This is a genomic window from Pedobacter heparinus (assembly GCF_032678725.1).
Lineage (GTDB): Bacteria > Bacteroidota > Bacteroidia > Sphingobacteriales > Sphingobacteriaceae > Pedobacter > Pedobacter heparinus_A.
Genome location: NZ_JAVTSC010000005.1, coordinates 181,357 through 198,908, shown reverse-complemented (window position 1 = coordinate 198,908; position 17,552 = coordinate 181,357). Strand labels below are relative to the sequence as shown.

The window sequence follows — 17,552 nt, the reverse complement described above, 5'->3', positions numbered from 1 at the left end:
GGCTAATTTAACAAACAATATCCTTTCTGCTTTGTTCTCTCTGTATAATCTGTTAACACCATGGAAAAAGATCTGAACCCTTATGAATTTACGCTGGAGATAGACGGCGGGCCCCAGGCCGTAAGGGTTGAACAGCCCAAGCCTGGTGATTACGTCATTTACATTAATGGAGAACGTTCAGGACATATTTATCCGGTTGTTTCTACCTCCACTATGGAATGGAGATCTGAAGACAAGATGGATCAGGCTTTGGTTGATGAGATTGGACAACATATTGAAGCCTTGGAGAGAGGTGCCCTTTAATTGAAATTATAACTGTCAAGCTAACGCACAATTGTCAAACTGCCTTTTAGCAAACCGCAGGCACGTTTGAGGTCAATAATGTAATAATAGGTACCTACCGGTAATTCATTGCCTTTCCACCGCCCGGTAAACGGAGTTTTATACCCTGTAGACTCAAATACTTTGTGGCCGTAACGATTATATATCTCAACCTTTGCCCCCGGATAATTGGCTATACCAGGTATTAACCATTCCTCATTTACTCCGTCTCCATTTGGAGAAAGTGCATTTGCCAGTTTGCCAATACCCTCATTTTCAATGGAGACACGTACAGTTGCTGCCAAACTCTGGCAATCTCCCCTTTGCAGTACAACAGTAAAAGCCTGAGCCTGCTCAATTTCAAAATTAAATACACCCGTACTATTGGTTTCGATTAGGCTACCTGCTTGATTATAAATGGCGTAAACTCCTTCCTCTGCCTGCATGACTTGTATAAGTACATTTCCAGGAGAACAGACTTTTACGTCATTAAGTATCGGTACAGCGATATCAACGTTATCGCTTTCAACGGTGTAGGAAATGACCTGCCTGCTGCAGGCAAGTGCATCCCCTATAATAAGCTGATAGACTCCGGCTTTGAGCCGGTCCAGTACTGCTTTCGAGCCAATAATCTGTCCGTTTTTATCTTTCCATTCATAAAAATATGGAAGCTGTCCCCGGCTAAGTCCAGGTGCTTTGATCTGCCCCGTTCCAAGGCCGCATTTATCATTCGTAATCTGCTCCTCAATCCTGATCACCATGGCGCCCTCCGTATTGGAAATACTATACTGCTGGGCAAAATGCGTGCATCCGAGGTTATCTATGATATAAAGATCATAGGCTCCCGGCCCCTGGTCTTCTAATATCCTTGAATCACCGACGATGTCTCCTGTGCTGTTTTTCCAGAAACAGGCAGTGGGCTGATCATCAGTAAATATAACTTCTATCTTTCCGTTTTTAAGTCCACAGGTAGCATTGGTAGTAATTTTGGTGCTATTGTAATTTAAGCCCGACTCTGCGATCTCTATCGTAAATTCTTCACTGGTTTTAACACAAACAGCGCTTGACGCGACCAACCGATATTTACCCGCAGGCATTCCCCTAAGGTCAGGTGAAGTAGAAACGACATTGTTGCCGGCATCCAGCCACTCATATCTGGTTGCTCCCGTAACTAAAATACCAGTGATGCTCCCATCACTGGTATTGCAGGTAGCTTTACCAATTACTTTTCCGGTATGGTCAATACTGATGCCGTTAATTTCATTCACAGGTATCGGAGCTGAAACCAGCGCAGGGCAACCGCTTTCATCTTTAACTTCAAGTTGGTATAGCCCCGCAGGAACAGCTGTCAGTTCTTCGGCCAGGCCTGCTGTGTTTCCTGCAGCGTCTGTCCATTTATAAGTCAGGGTTCCCGTTCCGGTCACCCTAATATTTTTAATAGATCCGATAGCCGCATTGCAGGGGCTGCCCTGGACAGCCACAGCAGACTGATCAATGGCTGGACCTGTTTGATTGCTGAGTATTAATGGCCCATAACTAAAATTACAACCCAGCGCATCGGAAACTACTAAAGTATATTCACCGGGGCCTATGCCTGAAAGATTAGGGTTGCCGGCACGCACAAGCCTGTTGTTTTTATCCAGCCATTTCAGATCTGGAAGATGGCCCGTACTGGAAGTAACTATCAAGCCTCTGATCGCTCCGTTAGGCAAGCCGCAGGTAGGTTGAGTAACTTTTAAATCCTGATCAATAACAGTGAAGCTGGAGTTTTCGAGATAGACGTCATTGTAGCGCACAAAACATTTTCCATTATAGACTTTGGCATAAAACCGCCCCCCGGGAAGATTGTTAACTTCAGCGCCCTCTCCTACTTTTTCATCCAGCACATTAAACCATTCTACTTTTAATACGTTGCGCAGATTTAAAAGCTTTATGGTTCCGTTATTCAAACCACAGGAAGGGTTTGTGACGGTATGTTTAATTCCCGATCCATCACTTAATACCTGAGGTTGGGTATAGACAGATGAGGACTTGATCAATGTGCAGTTCGATATAAACCTGTTATTGCTAAAATCGCCGGTAATTTTCCAGTCGCCGGCCGGACCTGCCGTTATTTTTGTATAAAATTCGACCGGGCTGCATACATCACAATCTGTATTGTCATTGTAAATGTACACTTCTGAACCAGGCGTTGCTGTACCAGAATATTCAGTATCTGTATTCACCAAAATTTCTATTACCGGCACATCACTCTGGTTTACTGAATATACCGGATAAGTGCAATAGATGCTGTTTTTCCTGATCTCTATATTTTTTCCATTGCTGGAGGAAATCCCACTGTATCGGAGTATATTTTTATCTTCATCTACATCTGTACCAAATACACCATTTTCACAATCGGTCAGGTTAAATGTATTAGAGGCAGAGCCGTTGTCAAGCAGATTTTCGTTACCTGTTACTGCAAAATTCTTCAGGTTATTGAACTGGACTTGAAAAACTGAGGCGATGTTATCTTTAAAAACCAATCCATCTCCATCTGCCTGGACCACTATGTTCCTTATGGATATATTATTGTTGCCATCAAAACCTAATTTATTATGTTGAAATACCAGCTGCTTTCCCCCCATCCTGATACCATAATAAAGAAAACCACCGAAAGTATTTCCTTCTGCTCTTGTATTTCCCCCGATTACACAAGCATCAGCGCTAATCTGCATTCCAACCGGGTTGAAACCTATTGCAATATAATTGCTTCCATCGGGCATTAAGCCTGTCCAATTGGATTGGATCTTTACATTTTCGCAGGGAGGCCGTCCAGACAGTTGACTGTCGTTATTGCTCATCTGTATTCCGTACTCACTGTTGGTGAATACATTTCCCTTTCCTATAGCTCCTATGGTAATGTTTTTTGAGGCTATGGCAAATATCCCCGAACTATTGGTACCGGAGTTTCCGATGTTAAAAAAATCAGTAAAATAGAACCCGTAGATTTCTACCTCAGAAACCTGCGACAAATAAAAGGCGGCCGTTATAAAATACCTCGGCCTGTAAATGCTTCTATCCGGTCTGATCGCTATTTTAGCAGTGCTGATCCCTAATGCCGGCCCAGGTTGACTTGTGGCATCAATAACGATATTAGAGGATATACGTGGAAGTTCCGCAGCTAAAATGATGCTGTGTTCAGCTTCAGTATTTCCTGGCAGGTTAAAATAAATATGATCTTTCTCAGCAGTTCCATTTGCAGCTGCCCTAAGCAAAGCTGCTCTTAAAGTTCCTGTCCCGCTATCGGCATTACTGTTTACGGTAATATCTTCTGAAAAAGCAAGATAGCTTTGACATAGGAGTATAAATACCAGAAACGACCTAAGTTTTAAAAGCATTAAACCTAAAATGAAAGCTAATTTAACATTTTTTTAGCTTTCATTGTTTTAAAAGAAGAGAATGTAATGCCGTTAATTCCTTTTGCTAAGCAAGTTAAACCCATAAGCACACAACAACAATACAGCAGCAATTCCGATCCAAAGCCAGTTGTATCCCAATTGTTTTGCGATGTAAAAACCGGTCAATGGCCCAACCACCTGGGCAACAGACCAGCTTAAGGTATAACCTGCAGCATATAGTCCCCTGTTGTATTCGTTGCTCCTGCTGATTACCACGGTATTGATAAATGGAAGCACAAGCATTTCACCTACGGTAAATACAAGCATGGCCAGTACGGCTACACCTATATGGAAAATCAGTGGAATGCTCAGCAACAGGTAGGAGCTGGCAAAGAAGACTGCACCAATGATAATAAAAAACATAGGTGGCCGTTTCTTCTCTATCTTATTGATCATGATCATTTCAAAAAGTGCAATCACCGCGCCGTTTAGCCCCATAATAATGCCAATAGCAAACTCATTGATGTGCCATTGTTCCTTAAAAAAGACCGGAACAACCCTGAACATTAAAAATGCGCAGGTAATAAAAACAGTAGTGAGCAGAATGAATTTAACATAGAAGGGATCCTGCCAGGGTTTCCCAATAACCAGCTTACTTCTGTTCTCTTTTGCCTGCTTAATAAATCCCCTCACTTTTGGCAAAAAGAACAGGATCGACAGCCCAACCAGAATGCTCACGGCCCCTTCAACGATAAATAACAGTTTGTAATTTATGGATGCGATTAAACCAGCCATACTGATACCCACCGACCAGCCGATATTGGTAGCCAACCTGTTTAAAGAATAGGAACGTGTTATAGTCCCTTCTTTCGCATAATTCACAACAGCGGTAAAATTTGCAGGTCTGAAAGCTTCCGAAAAAAAACTGATCACCACGGTTAACACACACAGGCTAGAAAAATGGGTTATGGTTGAAAAGAGAATAAACAAAAGACCACCAATAATGGAAGATAAGATCTGCACCGGCCTGAAACCAATCATATCTGTCAGTTTTCCACCCGTTGCCGAACCTAAAATTGAACCTATACCAAATAAGGTGATGATCAGACCTGCATCTACTTCCGAACGCTTCAAACTTTGAGTAACATATAGCCCCATAAAGGGAACAGCCATGCTCCCGCACCTGTTGAACATCATTACGATGCTCAGCAGCCAGGTTTCCCGGCTTAAACCGCTAAAAGATGTTTTGTAGGTATTGAAAATGGTTTTGAACATGAGTAATTTTCGAAGCAACAAAATTAGCAAAAGACTGCTGAATCTTCATGCTTATCCTACCTCATTTAGGAACGGCCTGTTCTGCATGTACATTTTTTTTCCAGCCATCTAACAATGTTTTAAGCGCTGCTACCTTAGCCGGCAACTGATCACTTAAATTATGTGTTTCTCCCGGATCCGCAGTAAGATCATAAAGTTCGTACCTGGGATTGGCGTAAAATTGAATCAGTTTATAATTGTCTTTCCTTACTGCACTGGCCATTTTCCCATTCAGCTTAGCCGTTTCCGAAGGATAATGCCAAAACAATTCATCTCTTTGCAAAGTTTTACCATTAAACACCGGGGTAAAATCCAGACCATCAAGCAGCTGATTTTTAATTGGCTTTGCCCCTGCCATCCCTAAAAACGTAGGGTAAAAATCGACACTGCTGACAGGTGTATGCTCAACTGTTCCGGCTTTAATTTTTCCTGGCCAGCGAATGATCAGCGGCTCCCTGATCCCACCTTCATAAAGCGACATTTTTGAGTCCCTGAATGGACCGTTATTGGCTAATTTTCCAGCTCCCCCATTGTCAGAAAAGAATATCAGGACCGTATTTTTATCCAATCCGCTTTGTTGAAGTTTATCCATGATCTGGCCAATACCATCATCAATTTTTTCGAGCATTGCTGCAAGATAGGGATTGTCTTTATGGGGTCCTTCGTGCCTTAAATTATGACTGCCATATAGCTTATCTGCCATACCGCTGCCATATTTATCGTCAAATTTCTTTTTGTATTTCTGTACCAGGTTCTCCGGTGCACTAAACTTAGTATGCACACTGTAATAGCTTAAATACAAAAAGAAAGTTTTATTCTTATTTCTTTCAATAAAATTTACCGCCTCTTTGCTTTGTCTGTCTGTTAGGTATTCATTTTCGTCACCTGCCGTAAAAGTAGCAATCTTATCATAGGGATAAAAATAGTCACCATCTGCGATATACTTGGTTTCTGAACCGATCACTTCCTGAAAACCATGTGCTTTAGGACCAGCAATATTTTTTTTAAACTCCGTATCCAAATGCCATTTACCTACAATACCAGTATGATAACCCGCAGCAGCCAATGCCTCATTAATCGTGACAAATTTTGCCGGGTCTAACCTTTTATTTGTCTTTTCAGCTTCCGGTAAATAATCAGTAATTCCAACCCTTGCAGGAAATTGACCCGTAACTATACTGGCCCTTGTAGGTGAGCAATTTGGTGCCGCAGCATAAGCCTGCGTAAACCTGACACCCTGGGCTGCAAGTTTATTCAGGTTCGGAGTTTCGTTAAAGGTACTTTGATAAGTATTCAACTCGCCCCATCCCAGGTCGTCTGCCAGAACAAACACAATATTCGGTTGCTTACGCTGCCCGGCAGCATTCAGGGATATCAGTAAGACAAACAACAGGCTAAAAAGTTTATACATGTTTATTTATTTAATGTGGGGCCATGGACAACTAATTTCCCATCCTTTTGTATCTCCATCCTGTCTATAAATACCAACCGCTGGTGGCCGGTAGCCGCAGTCCGGCCATGGTATACACACAACATCTGTTTGCCATCTGCGCTATAAGTAATGCTGTTATGCCCGGTACCCGAAACAAGATTGTTTTTTTGAAGTACCGGATTATTGGCCGCCTTTGTAAAAGGGCCCAACGGACTTTTCGCAGTAGCATAACCTATTGCATAGTTTTTTCCATCAAAGTTATTAGCCGAATACATCATATAATAAGTGCCTTTTTGTTTAAAAATAAACGAGCCTTCTGTCCATCTCCTGTTTACTTCATTGGAAGTGACTGACCTGCTTTCCCACTCATCTTTCCGGTTACTCATTTTAACCGGAGGACGTAAAAGCAAAACGGGCGCTCCGATCACACCGGAGAAATCATTTTTCATTTCCACTCCATATACCCAGCTTTCTTCTATCTCGTTATACCAGCCCTTCTTTTTGGCCCAATCTGCCACTTCGCTTTTTACAGGGTGCTTATAGCAGCACCTGGAGTAGTATAAGTAAGTTCTGCCATTTTCAAACCATACATTGGCATCTATGATCGGGTATCCGGGATCAAAGATCGGACGGTCATTTAAATCGATAAAGGGCCCGGTAGGCCGATCTGATACCGCAACACCAATTTTAAAGTTTTCTTTCTCATTAGTTGGATTGTGTTTCCATTGGGCGCTGTAAAAGAGATAGTATTTTCCATTTCTTTTATACACTTCAGGTGCCCAGAAAGCCTGAATTCCCCAACCATTTTTATTGTCATGATGATATACCTGACCTTCGTTTTTCCAGTCCTTCAGGTCAGCAGAAGAGTATACCGAAAAGCCATCTTTTGCACCACCACCGGTACCATACATGTAATATTTTCCATTGCCATCGTTGAGTACAAAGGGATCGCCAAAAGCAACCGGGAGCGGGTTATTGTTGAATTGCTGCGCAAATGAAGCAGCAACAGCAATAAATAAAAAGCTAAGTATAGAAGTTATCGTTTTCATCAATATCTGGTAATGGCATATCGATATTTTGCTTTGAAAATGCTCTTGCAAATTTATCCTTGGTTGCCAATAAGGCTTAAAACTAGTGATTTTGTCTGAAATCTAAAGTGTTTGCAACGCATTAAGTTCAGGTTTCAAACAAAAGCGTGGAGGTATTGGTTAATTACCTAGCAATACAAAGAATTTAATGCACAGATTATGGCACAGCTAGACGTACAACCTAAAAAGAAAAGCCACATCTTAAAGATCATAATGATCCTGGTTATCATTGCGATTTTGTTTGGCCTGTATAAAGGCTGTTATGAAACAAAACCGAATGCAAGCATTCCAACGGAAAGTACCGTAAGATAAAAGTTAATTAAATTTAGTTATGGAACATCATGTACATCACAGGACAATCAATCTGGAAGAACTCAGCAGCAGCAATTTTGAAATAGCCGACCATCAGCCCGACATCAATGGATGGGAACTCGTAGACGCTGAAGGAAATGAGATCGGTGAGGTTGAAGACCTTATATTTGATCCTCAGGAAGGCAAAGTACGTTATATTGTTGCAGATATTGATTCCGATCAGGAAAATCATACGGGTTATGTATTGATCCCAATTGGCTTAGTGACACTGGACGATGATGAGGAAGAAGTTATGGTATCCATGCAGCATACAGCCGTAATATACACCCTTCCTCCCTATGAAAAAGGAAAGACCATCTCCCCTGTTGAAGAGCTTGCAGTCAGGTATGCCTTTCTGGGGGCCGGATCACTTCCAAATGCGGCAGCAGTTGTTTACGAGCAGCACCCGGAAGATTTTTATAACCATGGACACTTTAGCGATGATCATTTCAAACGCAGCCAGGATCCTGGATAAGACAATCGTATAGTATCTCTACAGGGTGTAATGCTTTTCTCCCCGTCCCATCTTTAATCTGATGCCTGCAGCTGGTTCCGGGTGCTGCTATCAGCACATTGTCGCTTTGCTTTCTGATTTCCGGAAATAACACCAATTCCCCTATTTGCATAGATAAATTGTAATGTTCCTTTTCATATCCAAAAGAACCCGCCATCCCACAACACCCGGAGGGAATCGTTTCCACCTTGTAATTCCGCGGAAAGGAAAGAATTTTTTCAGTTGCAGTCAGGGCATTAAAAGCTTTTTGCTGACAATGTCCATGTAATATTATACGCTTGTTATCTGTACTGAATTTCGACTGCTCAATATTTCCATTTTGGATTTCCCGGGCTAAGAACTCATCAATCAGGAAAACATTTGAAGCCAGCCTCCTGGACACTTCCAGTTGATCATCGTTTACCAGATCAGGATATTCGTCCCTGAAAGTTAGTATGGCAGAAGGCTCAATACCTAACAGTGGGGATTCATCGTTGACCAAAGCACTTAAGCACCAGACATTGTGCTGGGCAATTTTCCTGGCCTTGCGCAACAAGCCTTTTGAAATAGCGGCCCTACCGCTTTCCAGGTGCTTGGGTAGGATTACCTCGTAATTCAGCGCTTCCAATAAAAGAATGGCCTTTATCCCAATCTGTGTATCCTGGTAATTGGTGAATTCGTCACAAAAAAAGTAAACTTTTTTAGTTTTTTGTTGAATTTCTTGTTGATGGTTACTGTGCTGATGCTTTATAAACCAGTTTCTTAAAGTTATGTGTTGAATTCCAGGTATACCCCGGTCGGCTGCAAAACCTGAAATCCTTTTCAAAATCCCACTGATGCCCCGGCCAGTCATCATCCAATTGTACAATGATGGCATCACAGCACCAAGTGCAGCAATCTGGCTAAAGTTAGCCACCAGCCTTGACCTCAGCGGAATCCCGTTCGCATCCTGATAATGTTGTAAAAATTCAGCCTTTAACTTTGCCATGTCTACATTAGACGGACATTCTGATTTGCAGCCCTTACAACTCAGACATAGATCCAGGACTTCCTTAATCTCCTTGTGATCAAACTTATTGAGCTTTGCAGAATGCGTTAAAAAGTTCCTTAATATATTTGCACGTGCCCTTGTGGTATCTTTTTCCTCATGTGTAGCCATATAAGAAGGGCACATGGTGCCACCTGCCAGATGGGATTTCCGGCAATCACCCGAACCATTGCACTGTTCAACATGTTGTAACATGTTCTGTCCGGCGTAACGGAACAACGTTTTAAACTCAAATCCTTTCTGCCCCGCTGTATATCTCAGCATCGTATCCATCGGCGGGCTGTCTATGATCTTGCCGGGGTTAAAAATATTATTCGGATCCCAGGTTTCTTTCAACGCTTTCAGCAAGGTATAGTTTTTTGCCCCGATCATTTGCGCAATAAATTCTCCTCTCAATCTGCCGTCACCGTGTTCGCCACTTAACGAACCTTTATATTTTTTAACCAGCAAAGCAATTTCTTCGGCAATTAACCGGAACATCCGGTTGCCATGTTCGGATTTTAAGTTCAGGAGAGGTCGCAAATGCAGTTCACCAGAACCGGCATGTCCATAATGAACAGAATACAAGCCATGTTTTCTTAAGATCCCGTTAAAATCACGGATATACTCAGGTAAATCCTGTACGGCTACCGCGGTATCTTCTATTACCGGCACGGCCTTTTCATCGCCTGGTATATTACCCAATAAGCCCAACCCGGCTTTTCTAAGCGACCATACTTTTTTAATGTCGGTGCCAAACAACAGCGGAAAATGGTAGCCCAGCCCCAGGCTACGTAATTCCGTTTCAACCCTGGCCGCAACCTCCATCACTTCCTCCTGGGTATCCCTTGCATACTCCATCAGCAGCATTGCTTCTGGTTCTCCCTCCATAAAAAAACTATTTGTGCGTTGCTCCATATTATCCCTGGTACAGGCTAAAATGTAATGATCAATCAGTTCAACTGCATTTGGCTGATATTTTAATGCTACCAGATTAGCTTGCAAAGCCTGTTCCAACGCATTAAAATGAACACAAAGCAAACCGGAATATACAGGTGGTAAGGGTTCCAGGTTTAGTTTAAGTTCAGTAATGAAGGCCAAGGTACCTTCCGATCCTGCAATCAGTTTACAAAAATTAAAATCTTCGCCTCCGGCGGTAAAGGGCGCGGTGTTTAACAAAATATCTATGGCATATCCCGTGTTGCGCCTTTCTATGTCAGCCGCCGGAAATTCTTTTCTGATTTCCAGCTGGTTTTCGTAATTACCCAACTGACTTCTGATAGAACGATATAATGCAGCTTCCAGGCTTGTTCCCTCACCTTTGGCTATAAACTCTTCAAAATTAAATGCTTTGAATGTTACTTCAGAAGCATCACTCAATAAGGCCTTGATTTCCAGGGTATGCTCCCTTGTGCTTTTATAAATGATGGAGTTTGATCCGCAGGAATTATTGCCCACCATACCTCCGATCATGGCCCGGTTGGCGGTCGAAGTTTCAGGGCCAAAGAACAAGCTGTACTTTTTAAGGTATGCGTTTAGCTCATCCCGCACCACCCCCGGCTGTACCCTGATCCAGCGTTCTTCAGTATTGAGCTCCAAAATCTGGTTAAAATGCCTGGATACATCCACCACAATTCCACTACCTACTACCTGTCCTGCCAGCGAAGTGCCAGCAGTACGCGGAACCAGCGATGTCCCTTCTTCCACGGCAAAGGTAATCAGCTTTTTCAGGTCAGCCACTGAACGCGGTACAGCAACAGCCAAAGGAATTTCTGAATAAGCGGAAGCATCCGTAGCATACAATAACCTGGTAGTATCATCCGTATACAGTTCACCGGCAAGCAAATTTGCCAGTGCCTTAAGCTTTTCTTTCATTCCTTAATTTCTAGACAAGTTAAGCATTAATACAAATCAATTTAACATAGCTGCCGGGGATGTAGACAAAACATGAAGCAAAAAAAGGTTTGCCATCTACATGGCAAACCCTTTTTTATGAACGTTTACAGCCCTTACCTTGTACAGTCAGCTGTCCAGGTTGCGCCATCTTTAACCACTAACATTTTTAACGTACCAGCATCGATAGTGATACCCGTTAAGCCGCTTCCAACACTCACATAAGTATTGTCTCCCGATTTCTCGAACTTTACGCCTTTAATATCCGGTATATTACTTCCGAAAAAGAAATTATAAGTATCCCCTACCTTGCTAACGGTTACTTTTCCGTCAGAACTGGTTATTGTACTTCCGTCCTTATTATAAGAAACAGAACCTTTATAGGTACCAACAAAGAAGTCTGTAGTTGCAGGGTCTTTGTCTTTCTTACAGGCGATGATAATCGTCGTAGCGATTAAAAGTAAACTGAAAATTTTGAATGTTCTTTTCATAATAAGATGATTAAATGTAACGTGATAGTTACAAACGCTATGCCAGATTGAGTCTTTATTCTTATTTATCTTCATGTCCAGCTATGGTGATGTCCAAAACCCCTGATGTATTCTATTTAATGGTAACACTTGTTATTCTGATGTTCATTTGTATAAAGACAAGGAAGTTGACCATACCGGCTTCTTTTTTAGCAGCAGCAATAGGGATAATGGTGTTTCAGGCTGCACAATGGACAGGTATATGGATGTTACTGGCATTCTTTATGTTAAGCGTACTGGCAACCGCTCACCAGAAAAATATAAAAACAAAACTACACAGGGACAACTTAGCCAATAAGGCCAGGAACACCGGTCAGGTTTTTGCAAATGGAGGGGTAGCCGGATTAACAGCTATTTTAGCCATTATTTATCCCCGACATGCAGATCCGTATATTTTAATGATGGCGGCCAGCCTGGCATCGGCCCTTGCTGACACCTTATCTTCTGAACTTGGTATGGTTTATGGCCGGAATTTTTACAACATCCTTACCTTTAAAAAAGAGACCAATGGCCTGGACGGCGTAATTAGCCTGCAAGGCGTATTGATAGGTGCTGCCGGCGCCTGTATCATTGCATTCATCTATGCAGGATTTAACAAAATAGGTTTGATTGTTGTTTTTGCGGGTATACTTGGAAACCTTGCCGATTCTGTACTGGGTGCTGCCTTTGAGCGTAAACATTATATCGGCAACAATGCAGTAAACTTTTTAAATACTTTATTTGCGGCAGCAACTGCAATGATAATTTACCTGTTCAGGTAATAAATTAGGCAAAACTGGTTATAATTTATTACGGACATAATTGATCCGGGTATTTCTCGTTATTTTTGGTAAACCAGTAGCTATATTTTGAACCTGATTGCATGTTGGATATAAAAATGTCATTTAAAAAAAAGTGGATACCAGTACTTACAATGCTTGCCGGGCTGCAATATTCGCAGGGAAGGGCGCAGGCCATCGATTCATTAAGAGCCGATACGACAAAAAAGGACAGCATCCATAACCAATATGATGTTGGTGATCTGTTTAACAGCATTTTCCATCCAAAAAGTAAACCGGTTAACCCGGCAAAAAAATCAGCTGTTACCATTATACCTAATTTTGCTTATAACCCAAGTATTGGTGCTCAGATTGGCATAAAGGCAGTTGCAGGTAAAGTACTGGGCAAAAACCCAAAAACTTTAATGTCTATTGCGGCCACTTCTGCATCAATAACCACCAAGGGTATCATCTACTTTTACCTCAATCACAATATTTATACTCCCGAAAACCAATGGAATCTGCAGGGCAGTCTGGTAGCGGCAAAAACCGTTTTACCCGATTTTGGATTAGGTATTGGTAACGCTGCCACTGGTAGTCAGACTGATCTGATACTCAGCAATCCCGACCGCAAGGCTTATGTGCTCCATGCTGAGTATTACAATTTCAGGGAAAAGATTTATAAACAAATTCAATCCAACCTATTTGTTGGAGCGGGTGTATCTTTTGATATCAGAAGAAAAATTGAAGACCGCGGAAACACAAATGAACTTACACCCTATAATATTTACAGTGACCGCCATGGATTTGACCGTGACCACTATCAATCCAATGGCTTACTTTTTAACCTGCAATACACTACCCGCGACAACCAGAACCGGGCGTATAATGGCATTTACGCCGATGCCGGCGTCCGTGTCAATCAAACCTGGATGGGCAGCAGCAAAAATGCCGTACAAATTACCACCGATTTCAGAAAATACTGGAGTCTGTCCAACCGGAACCCTGAGCATGTTATTGCCTTTTGGAACTGGGGCTCCTACTTGCTTAGTGGTGCCATGCCATACCTGGAGTTAGCGGGTACCGGAAGAGATACCTATTTCCGTAGCGGAAGAGGTTATACCGTTACTTACTTTAAAGGGCCTCAGTACTTTTATTCAGAACTCGAATACCGCTTTCCAATTACGCGCAACAAATTTTTAAGTGGCGTTGCCTTTGGAAACATCCAGACTGCTAATGATGAAATGGGTACCAAATTATTTGAACAATGGCAACCAGGTGGTGGTGCCGGCTTACGTATACTTTTCAACAAAGCGACAAGGACCAATTTATGCCTGGATTATGCCTTTGGAAAATATGGTTCCAAAGGGTTCTTCCTTGGCTTAACTGAAGCATTTTAATCAATTCATTTGCGGCAGCGGAAGCAGGTATTCATCGGGTTTCTGCTGATAAAACCGGTTAAAAATCTCCATAAAGGTTTTATAATCCTGATGGGAAATTGCCAGGGAAGTTTGGTAAAGATTCACGGGGTGCAGGCTTTCGTCAACAGATTCAAAAACCAGTTTCATGGCCTTATTTCCCGTCTGAAAATTTTCATGAAAGGGAAATACCTTTAATGTTTTCGTAATGCTCAACGTTTTAGCAGACATCTTGATGGGACCATAACACTGCTGATAACTTAAAGAATGTTTCTTTAACATCACCGTTTCAGAACCATACAGGTTCCATAATGAATACCTGAACAACAAGACCTCCATGACGGTAATAAACGCTGTTATCACACCTATATCACCAATGAAGAACAATATGATCACGGAGATGAGCATGATATTCAAAGCATACAGGAAGATCTTGCTACTTAAAGATGACCGCACCGTTATTGTCACAGTTATTGCTCCCCCATTTTCATTAACTTTAAAACTGCTCGCTGTCATGTCCTTTAAATTATCTTCAAAGCTACTAAATCTTATCAATTTGCCGAAAGACCCGCTTTTGTCAGGGCTTAACCGATTTAGTCAGTTCCTGTGCGGCTTCCAGGTGTTTCCTCAATACAGGTAGATTTTTTAAAGCAAATTCCCTTATCGCCTGGTCTTTAGCTTTACCAGCAGCAGTATAAAGTGCGATCATACCCTGATTACTTGCTATCATCTTTTGCACAAATTGTAAATCAGTTCCGCTCAAACCCTCGCTTGTAGTCGAAGTCTCCAATCCGATGTTCCCTGCAGCAAGTTTTTTTAGTTCGCTTTTAAGCTGCGTATGATCGTTCAATATCATTGTTGCATAGGCTGCAATTTTAACATTAGCTGTTCTGCGCTGTGCACCGCCGCTCAGCTGAACTTCTGTCTGCTGACTTAGTACCATCCTGTTGAGCAGCTCCTCATCAGTAAGAGCTGCCAATTGTTGCGGATTGATTTTGACCAATGCATTTGCCCTGGCAATTGCATTATTGGCAATGCTGGCTGCATTTTCTTCAGAGCCGGCACCGTTCGACTGCCCGATTCCCGGAGTAAGCCCGTCTCCACTTGCATTGATCACTCCCCTGCTTGGATTTTTAATACCCGGAGTAACCCCGGTTATCTTTTTTCGCTTTTTACCTTCTTCTCCTGAGGTATTTCTGGAAGATAAACAGGAATAAATCAGGCAAGACAACAATGCCAGGATTGCAAATATTCGGATACTTTTCATGGTTGCGGAATTTAGCTATAACTCTATTAAAACTACAAAAACCAGGCAATAATGTTTGCCTGAGCAACCGTAAAATTACATAGCAGCATTCCCGCAGCCAAACCATTATACCTTTTTAGGGGGAAGCTCAAAGGCAACAGCCTCATGCTCAAAATGTCCGTTATGGGAACCGTCACAAAAAGGTTTGTTTTTAGAGAGGCCACAACGACAGATCGACAATACAGTTCTTCCCTGTAATCCATAAACATCCCCATTTCTGTCGACGATCTCGAAATCGCCTTCTATTTTCACCGAGCCGTTATTGTTAATTGTAAGTTTCGTTTTTGACATTAATTCTATTGTTTCGGCCAAAACTAAAACAATGCAGGCATAGTCAGGAATATCATTTCAGTTTAGAAACATTATAACTAATTGCAAGACCTGAATACAGCTTAAAGCGTGTAAATTTAAACCGGCTTTGGTAAACTCAAAGCTTCCACGAGTCCATAACTGTCTTCCTGTAGCCTGTAGCGAATGATCTTCCCGTCCAGTACGGTAAAATGTGCAGAGAAAATAGAAGAATAGATTTCCCCTGTCCTTAACATCACCGAACTGAACTCACCGGTAACTACCGCAAAATCTCCTTCAGCTAAAACATGGTCAATCTCTGCGCTTACCGGCTCTATACTTTGCCAGAGCAACACAAAAAAATCTCTTATTTCCTTTCGGCTGCTCCTTTTTCCTAACCAGGGTGCCAGTTCCTGGTTACCTGGTACATCCCAATCCGGCTGTTCGGAAAAAAGATGCAACAGTTGATCCAGTTCCTGATTGGCCAGGGCCTGGTAAAACTGATGGACAATGTTTCTTGTCTGGGCGGTTAAAGTTGTTAACATGGCATTTCTTTTATTTAAGCGCAAATAAAACAGCCGGCACTGACAACCCTATGGCAGCCTGTTTTTACTGGTTCAGTTAAATGTCAAATTTAGACCAGCTGTTTTATTTATTACAATCGCATGTTACAGTATAGCTCCACATGGAATTTCGAAAGTCTAACTTTGTGTTTTCGAAATCATACGTAATAAATTGAGCAGTACAAAAGTTTTAACTCAGCAAGACCAGGGCATTTCAACCCTGCTTGCATTTGCCCTATTGCCGCTATCCGGCTTTGCAACAGATATCTATATCCCATCATTACCCACAATGGCTTCAAGCCTGCAGGTCAGCAGTTTGCAGGTCCAGCTTACCTTGAGCCTCTTTCTAATCAGCTACGGCATTTCCCAGTTATTTATCGGCAGTGTACTGGACAGCTTTGGCCGGTACCGCTTAAGCCTCATCTGCCTGTTAATTTTTGCCGCGGCCAGCATTGTAATTGCCAACACCCACAACATTTATCTCATTTACCTGATGCGGATCATACATGGCTTTACTGTAGGAACCATTATTGTAGCCAAACGGGCATATTTCGTAGATCTGTTTACCGGAGATCAGCTGAAGCACTATCTGAGCCTGTTTTCCATTATCTGGTCTACCGGACCTATTGTTGCCCCATTTTTAGGAGGATACCTGCAAACTGCATTTGGCTGGGAATCCAATTTTTACTTCCTGGCCATACTGGCAGTGATACTCGCAATCCTGGAATTCATTTACAGTGGTGAAACACTGAGCCATTTTTCAGAGTTTTCCTTAAAAAAGATTACCAGTATCTATATCACGATGATAAAAACAGCAAGCTTTAGCCTGGGCATTGTCATGCTGGGTCTCGCCTATACCATGGTCATGATTTATAATATGACAGGTCCGTTCATTGTAGAACATCATTTGCACTTTAGCCCGGTTGTTGCTGGCTACAGCTCGCTCATTTTAGGCTTTGCATGGATGGTAGGCGGATTTATAGGTAAAGCAACTATTAATCGTCCTTTCTTCAAAAAAATGACTACAAACCTGGTATTTCAGTTGACATTTGTAGGTAGTATGCTACTCAGTATCCTGTTTATTTCCAGCTTATATACCTTGATTCTCTTTGCATTCCTGATCCATGTAACTGCAGGATATATATTCAACAACTACTTTACTTTTTGCCTGGGTCTGTTTCCAAAAAATGCAGGAATAGCCAGTGGCTTAACCGGTGGCATTACCTATGTCATCGTATCATTTTTAAGCTATAGTATCATTTCCATATTACCTGCAAAAGATGAACAGCACCTGGCAGAAAGCTACCTGGTCCTGAGCATACTTTCTGCTTTGATCATGTTCACTATTTATAAAATGAGTAAAAAGAATAAAACCGTAGCTGCCGCATAG

16 protein-coding genes are annotated in these 17,552 nt (G+C 42.0%); 6 read left to right on the top strand and 10 right to left on the bottom strand.

Features of this window, described 5'->3' with window-relative positions:
* Positions 1 to 60 precede the first annotated feature (60 nt).
* Positions 61 to 303: a hypothetical protein gene (locus R2Q85_RS10080; RefSeq protein WP_316811646.1), complete on the top strand. Its 243-nt coding sequence runs from the start codon at positions 61 to 63 to the stop codon at positions 301 to 303.
* 20 nt (positions 304 to 323) lie between these two features.
* On the opposite strand, the gene R2Q85_RS10075 is transcribed toward R2Q85_RS10080, so the two are convergent.
* From R2Q85_RS10075 to R2Q85_RS10060, 4 genes are all read right to left on the bottom strand, one after another.
* Positions 324 to 3,701, bottom strand: coding sequence for a gliding motility-associated C-terminal domain-containing protein (locus R2Q85_RS10075; RefSeq protein WP_316811645.1), 3,378 nt, complete (start codon positions 3,699 to 3,701; stop codon positions 324 to 326).
* A 72-nt stretch (positions 3,702 to 3,773) separates the two neighbouring features.
* Complete coding sequence (locus R2Q85_RS10070; RefSeq protein ID WP_316811644.1) at positions 3,774 to 4,976, bottom strand: MFS transporter; 1,203 nt, start codon at positions 4,974 to 4,976, stop codon at positions 3,774 to 3,776.
* A gap of 61 nt (positions 4,977 to 5,037) precedes the next feature.
* Entirely contained in the window at positions 5,038 to 6,426 is a 1,389-nt protein-coding gene (locus R2Q85_RS10065; protein ID WP_316811643.1) for a sulfatase, read from the bottom strand.
* A 2-nt stretch (positions 6,427 to 6,428) separates the two neighbouring features.
* Positions 6,429 to 7,496, bottom strand: coding sequence for a glycoside hydrolase family 43 protein (locus tag R2Q85_RS10060; protein WP_316811642.1), 1,068 nt, complete (start codon positions 7,494 to 7,496; stop codon positions 6,429 to 6,431).
* Positions 7,497 to 7,694: 198 nt separating this feature from the next.
* Between R2Q85_RS10060 and R2Q85_RS10055 the strand changes: the two genes are divergently transcribed.
* Positions 7,695 to 7,847 carry a hypothetical protein gene (locus tag R2Q85_RS10055; protein ID WP_316811641.1) on the top strand — a complete coding sequence of 51 codons (153 nt, stop codon included), beginning with the start codon at positions 7,695 to 7,697 and terminating at the stop codon, positions 7,845 to 7,847.
* A 19-nt stretch (positions 7,848 to 7,866) separates the two neighbouring features.
* Positions 7,867 to 8,361, top strand: a complete 495-nt coding sequence (locus R2Q85_RS10050) for a PRC-barrel domain-containing protein (protein ID WP_316811640.1) — start codon at positions 7,867 to 7,869, stop codon at positions 8,359 to 8,361.
* On the opposite strand, the gene R2Q85_RS10045 is transcribed toward R2Q85_RS10050, so the two are convergent.
* Complete coding sequence (locus R2Q85_RS10045; protein WP_316811639.1) at positions 8,336 to 11,281, bottom strand: FAD-binding and (Fe-S)-binding domain-containing protein; 2,946 nt, start codon at positions 11,279 to 11,281, stop codon at positions 8,336 to 8,338. The genes R2Q85_RS10050 and R2Q85_RS10045 overlap by 26 nt on opposite strands.
* Before the next feature lie 134 nt (positions 11,282 to 11,415).
* A complete protein-coding gene (locus tag R2Q85_RS10040) occupies positions 11,416 to 11,790 on the bottom strand; it encodes a hypothetical protein (RefSeq protein ID WP_316811638.1) in 375 nt (124 codons plus the stop codon).
* A gap of 83 nt (positions 11,791 to 11,873) precedes the next feature.
* Between R2Q85_RS10040 and R2Q85_RS10035 the strand changes: the two genes are divergently transcribed.
* Together R2Q85_RS10035 and R2Q85_RS10030 are read left to right on the top strand one after the other, a co-directional pair.
* On the top strand, positions 11,874 to 12,590 hold the full coding sequence (locus R2Q85_RS10035) for a DUF92 domain-containing protein (RefSeq protein ID WP_316811637.1): 717 nt from the start codon (positions 11,874 to 11,876) through the stop codon (positions 12,588 to 12,590).
* 116 nt (positions 12,591 to 12,706) lie between these two features.
* Positions 12,707 to 13,987, top strand: coding sequence for a BamA/TamA family outer membrane protein (locus tag R2Q85_RS10030; protein ID WP_316811636.1), 1,281 nt, complete (start codon positions 12,707 to 12,709; stop codon positions 13,985 to 13,987).
* Here the strand turns inward: R2Q85_RS10030 and R2Q85_RS10025 are convergent, their stop codons facing one another.
* The 4 genes from R2Q85_RS10025 to R2Q85_RS10010 all read right to left on the bottom strand — a co-directional run bounded on the left by R2Q85_RS10025 (position 13,988) and on the right by R2Q85_RS10010 (position 16,144).
* Positions 13,988 to 14,521 carry a hypothetical protein gene (locus R2Q85_RS10025; protein ID WP_316811635.1) on the bottom strand — a complete coding sequence of 178 codons (534 nt, stop codon included), beginning with the start codon at positions 14,519 to 14,521 and terminating at the stop codon, positions 13,988 to 13,990.
* A 61-nt stretch (positions 14,522 to 14,582) separates the two neighbouring features.
* Positions 14,583 to 15,272, bottom strand: coding sequence for a DUF4142 domain-containing protein (locus R2Q85_RS10020; RefSeq protein ID WP_316811634.1), 690 nt, complete (start codon positions 15,270 to 15,272; stop codon positions 14,583 to 14,585).
* 105 nt (positions 15,273 to 15,377) lie between these two features.
* Positions 15,378 to 15,602 carry a CDGSH iron-sulfur domain-containing protein gene (locus R2Q85_RS10015; RefSeq protein WP_316811633.1) on the bottom strand — a complete coding sequence of 75 codons (225 nt, stop codon included), beginning with the start codon at positions 15,600 to 15,602 and terminating at the stop codon, positions 15,378 to 15,380.
* A 116-nt stretch (positions 15,603 to 15,718) separates the two neighbouring features.
* Positions 15,719 to 16,144 (bottom strand): nuclear transport factor 2 family protein, encoded by a 426-nt coding sequence (locus R2Q85_RS10010; RefSeq protein WP_316811632.1) that lies wholly within the window; start codon positions 16,142 to 16,144, stop codon positions 15,719 to 15,721.
* 190 nt (positions 16,145 to 16,334) lie between these two features.
* Here R2Q85_RS10010 and R2Q85_RS10005 point away from each other — a divergent pair, with 190 nt between their 5' ends.
* Positions 16,335 to 17,552, top strand: coding sequence for an MFS transporter (locus R2Q85_RS10005; RefSeq protein WP_316811631.1), 1,218 nt, complete (start codon positions 16,335 to 16,337; stop codon positions 17,550 to 17,552).

What these genes read in the sequence shown, in the direction of transcription:
- R2Q85_RS10025 (WP_316811635.1), bottom strand. Translation starts at nt 14,521, where the DNA reads ATGACAGCGAGCAGTTTTAAAGTTAATGAAAATGGGGGAGCAATAACT.
- R2Q85_RS10055 (WP_316811641.1), top strand. Translation starts at nt 7,695, where the DNA reads ATGGCACAGCTAGACGTACAACCTAAAAAGAAAAGCCACATCTTAAAG.
- R2Q85_RS10040 (WP_316811638.1), bottom strand. Translation starts at nt 11,790, where the DNA reads ATGAAAAGAACATTCAAAATTTTCAGTTTACTTTTAATCGCTACGACG.
- R2Q85_RS10015 (WP_316811633.1), bottom strand. Translation starts at nt 15,602, where the DNA reads ATGTCAAAAACGAAACTTACAATTAACAATAACGGCTCGGTGAAAATA.
- R2Q85_RS10010 (WP_316811632.1), bottom strand. Translation starts at nt 16,144, where the DNA reads ATGTTAACAACTTTAACCGCCCAGACAAGAAACATTGTCCATCAGTTT.
- R2Q85_RS10065 (WP_316811643.1), bottom strand. Translation starts at nt 6,426, where the DNA reads ATGTATAAACTTTTTAGCCTGTTGTTTGTCTTACTGATATCCCTGAAT.
- R2Q85_RS10060 (WP_316811642.1), bottom strand. Translation starts at nt 7,496, where the DNA reads ATGAAAACGATAACTTCTATACTTAGCTTTTTATTTATTGCTGTTGCT.
- R2Q85_RS10035 (WP_316811637.1), top strand. Translation starts at nt 11,874, where the DNA reads ATGGTGATGTCCAAAACCCCTGATGTATTCTATTTAATGGTAACACTT.
- R2Q85_RS10030 (WP_316811636.1), top strand. Translation starts at nt 12,707, where the DNA reads ATGTCATTTAAAAAAAAGTGGATACCAGTACTTACAATGCTTGCCGGG.
- R2Q85_RS10045 (WP_316811639.1), bottom strand. Translation starts at nt 11,281, where the DNA reads ATGAAAGAAAAGCTTAAGGCACTGGCAAATTTGCTTGCCGGTGAACTG.
- R2Q85_RS10080 (WP_316811646.1), top strand. Translation starts at nt 61, where the DNA reads ATGGAAAAAGATCTGAACCCTTATGAATTTACGCTGGAGATAGACGGC.
- R2Q85_RS10020 (WP_316811634.1), bottom strand. Translation starts at nt 15,272, where the DNA reads ATGAAAAGTATCCGAATATTTGCAATCCTGGCATTGTTGTCTTGCCTG.
- R2Q85_RS10075 (WP_316811645.1), bottom strand. Translation starts at nt 3,701, where the DNA reads ATGCTTTTAAAACTTAGGTCGTTTCTGGTATTTATACTCCTATGTCAA.
- R2Q85_RS10050 (WP_316811640.1), top strand. Translation starts at nt 7,867, where the DNA reads ATGGAACATCATGTACATCACAGGACAATCAATCTGGAAGAACTCAGC.
- R2Q85_RS10070 (WP_316811644.1), bottom strand. Translation starts at nt 4,976, where the DNA reads ATGTTCAAAACCATTTTCAATACCTACAAAACATCTTTTAGCGGTTTA.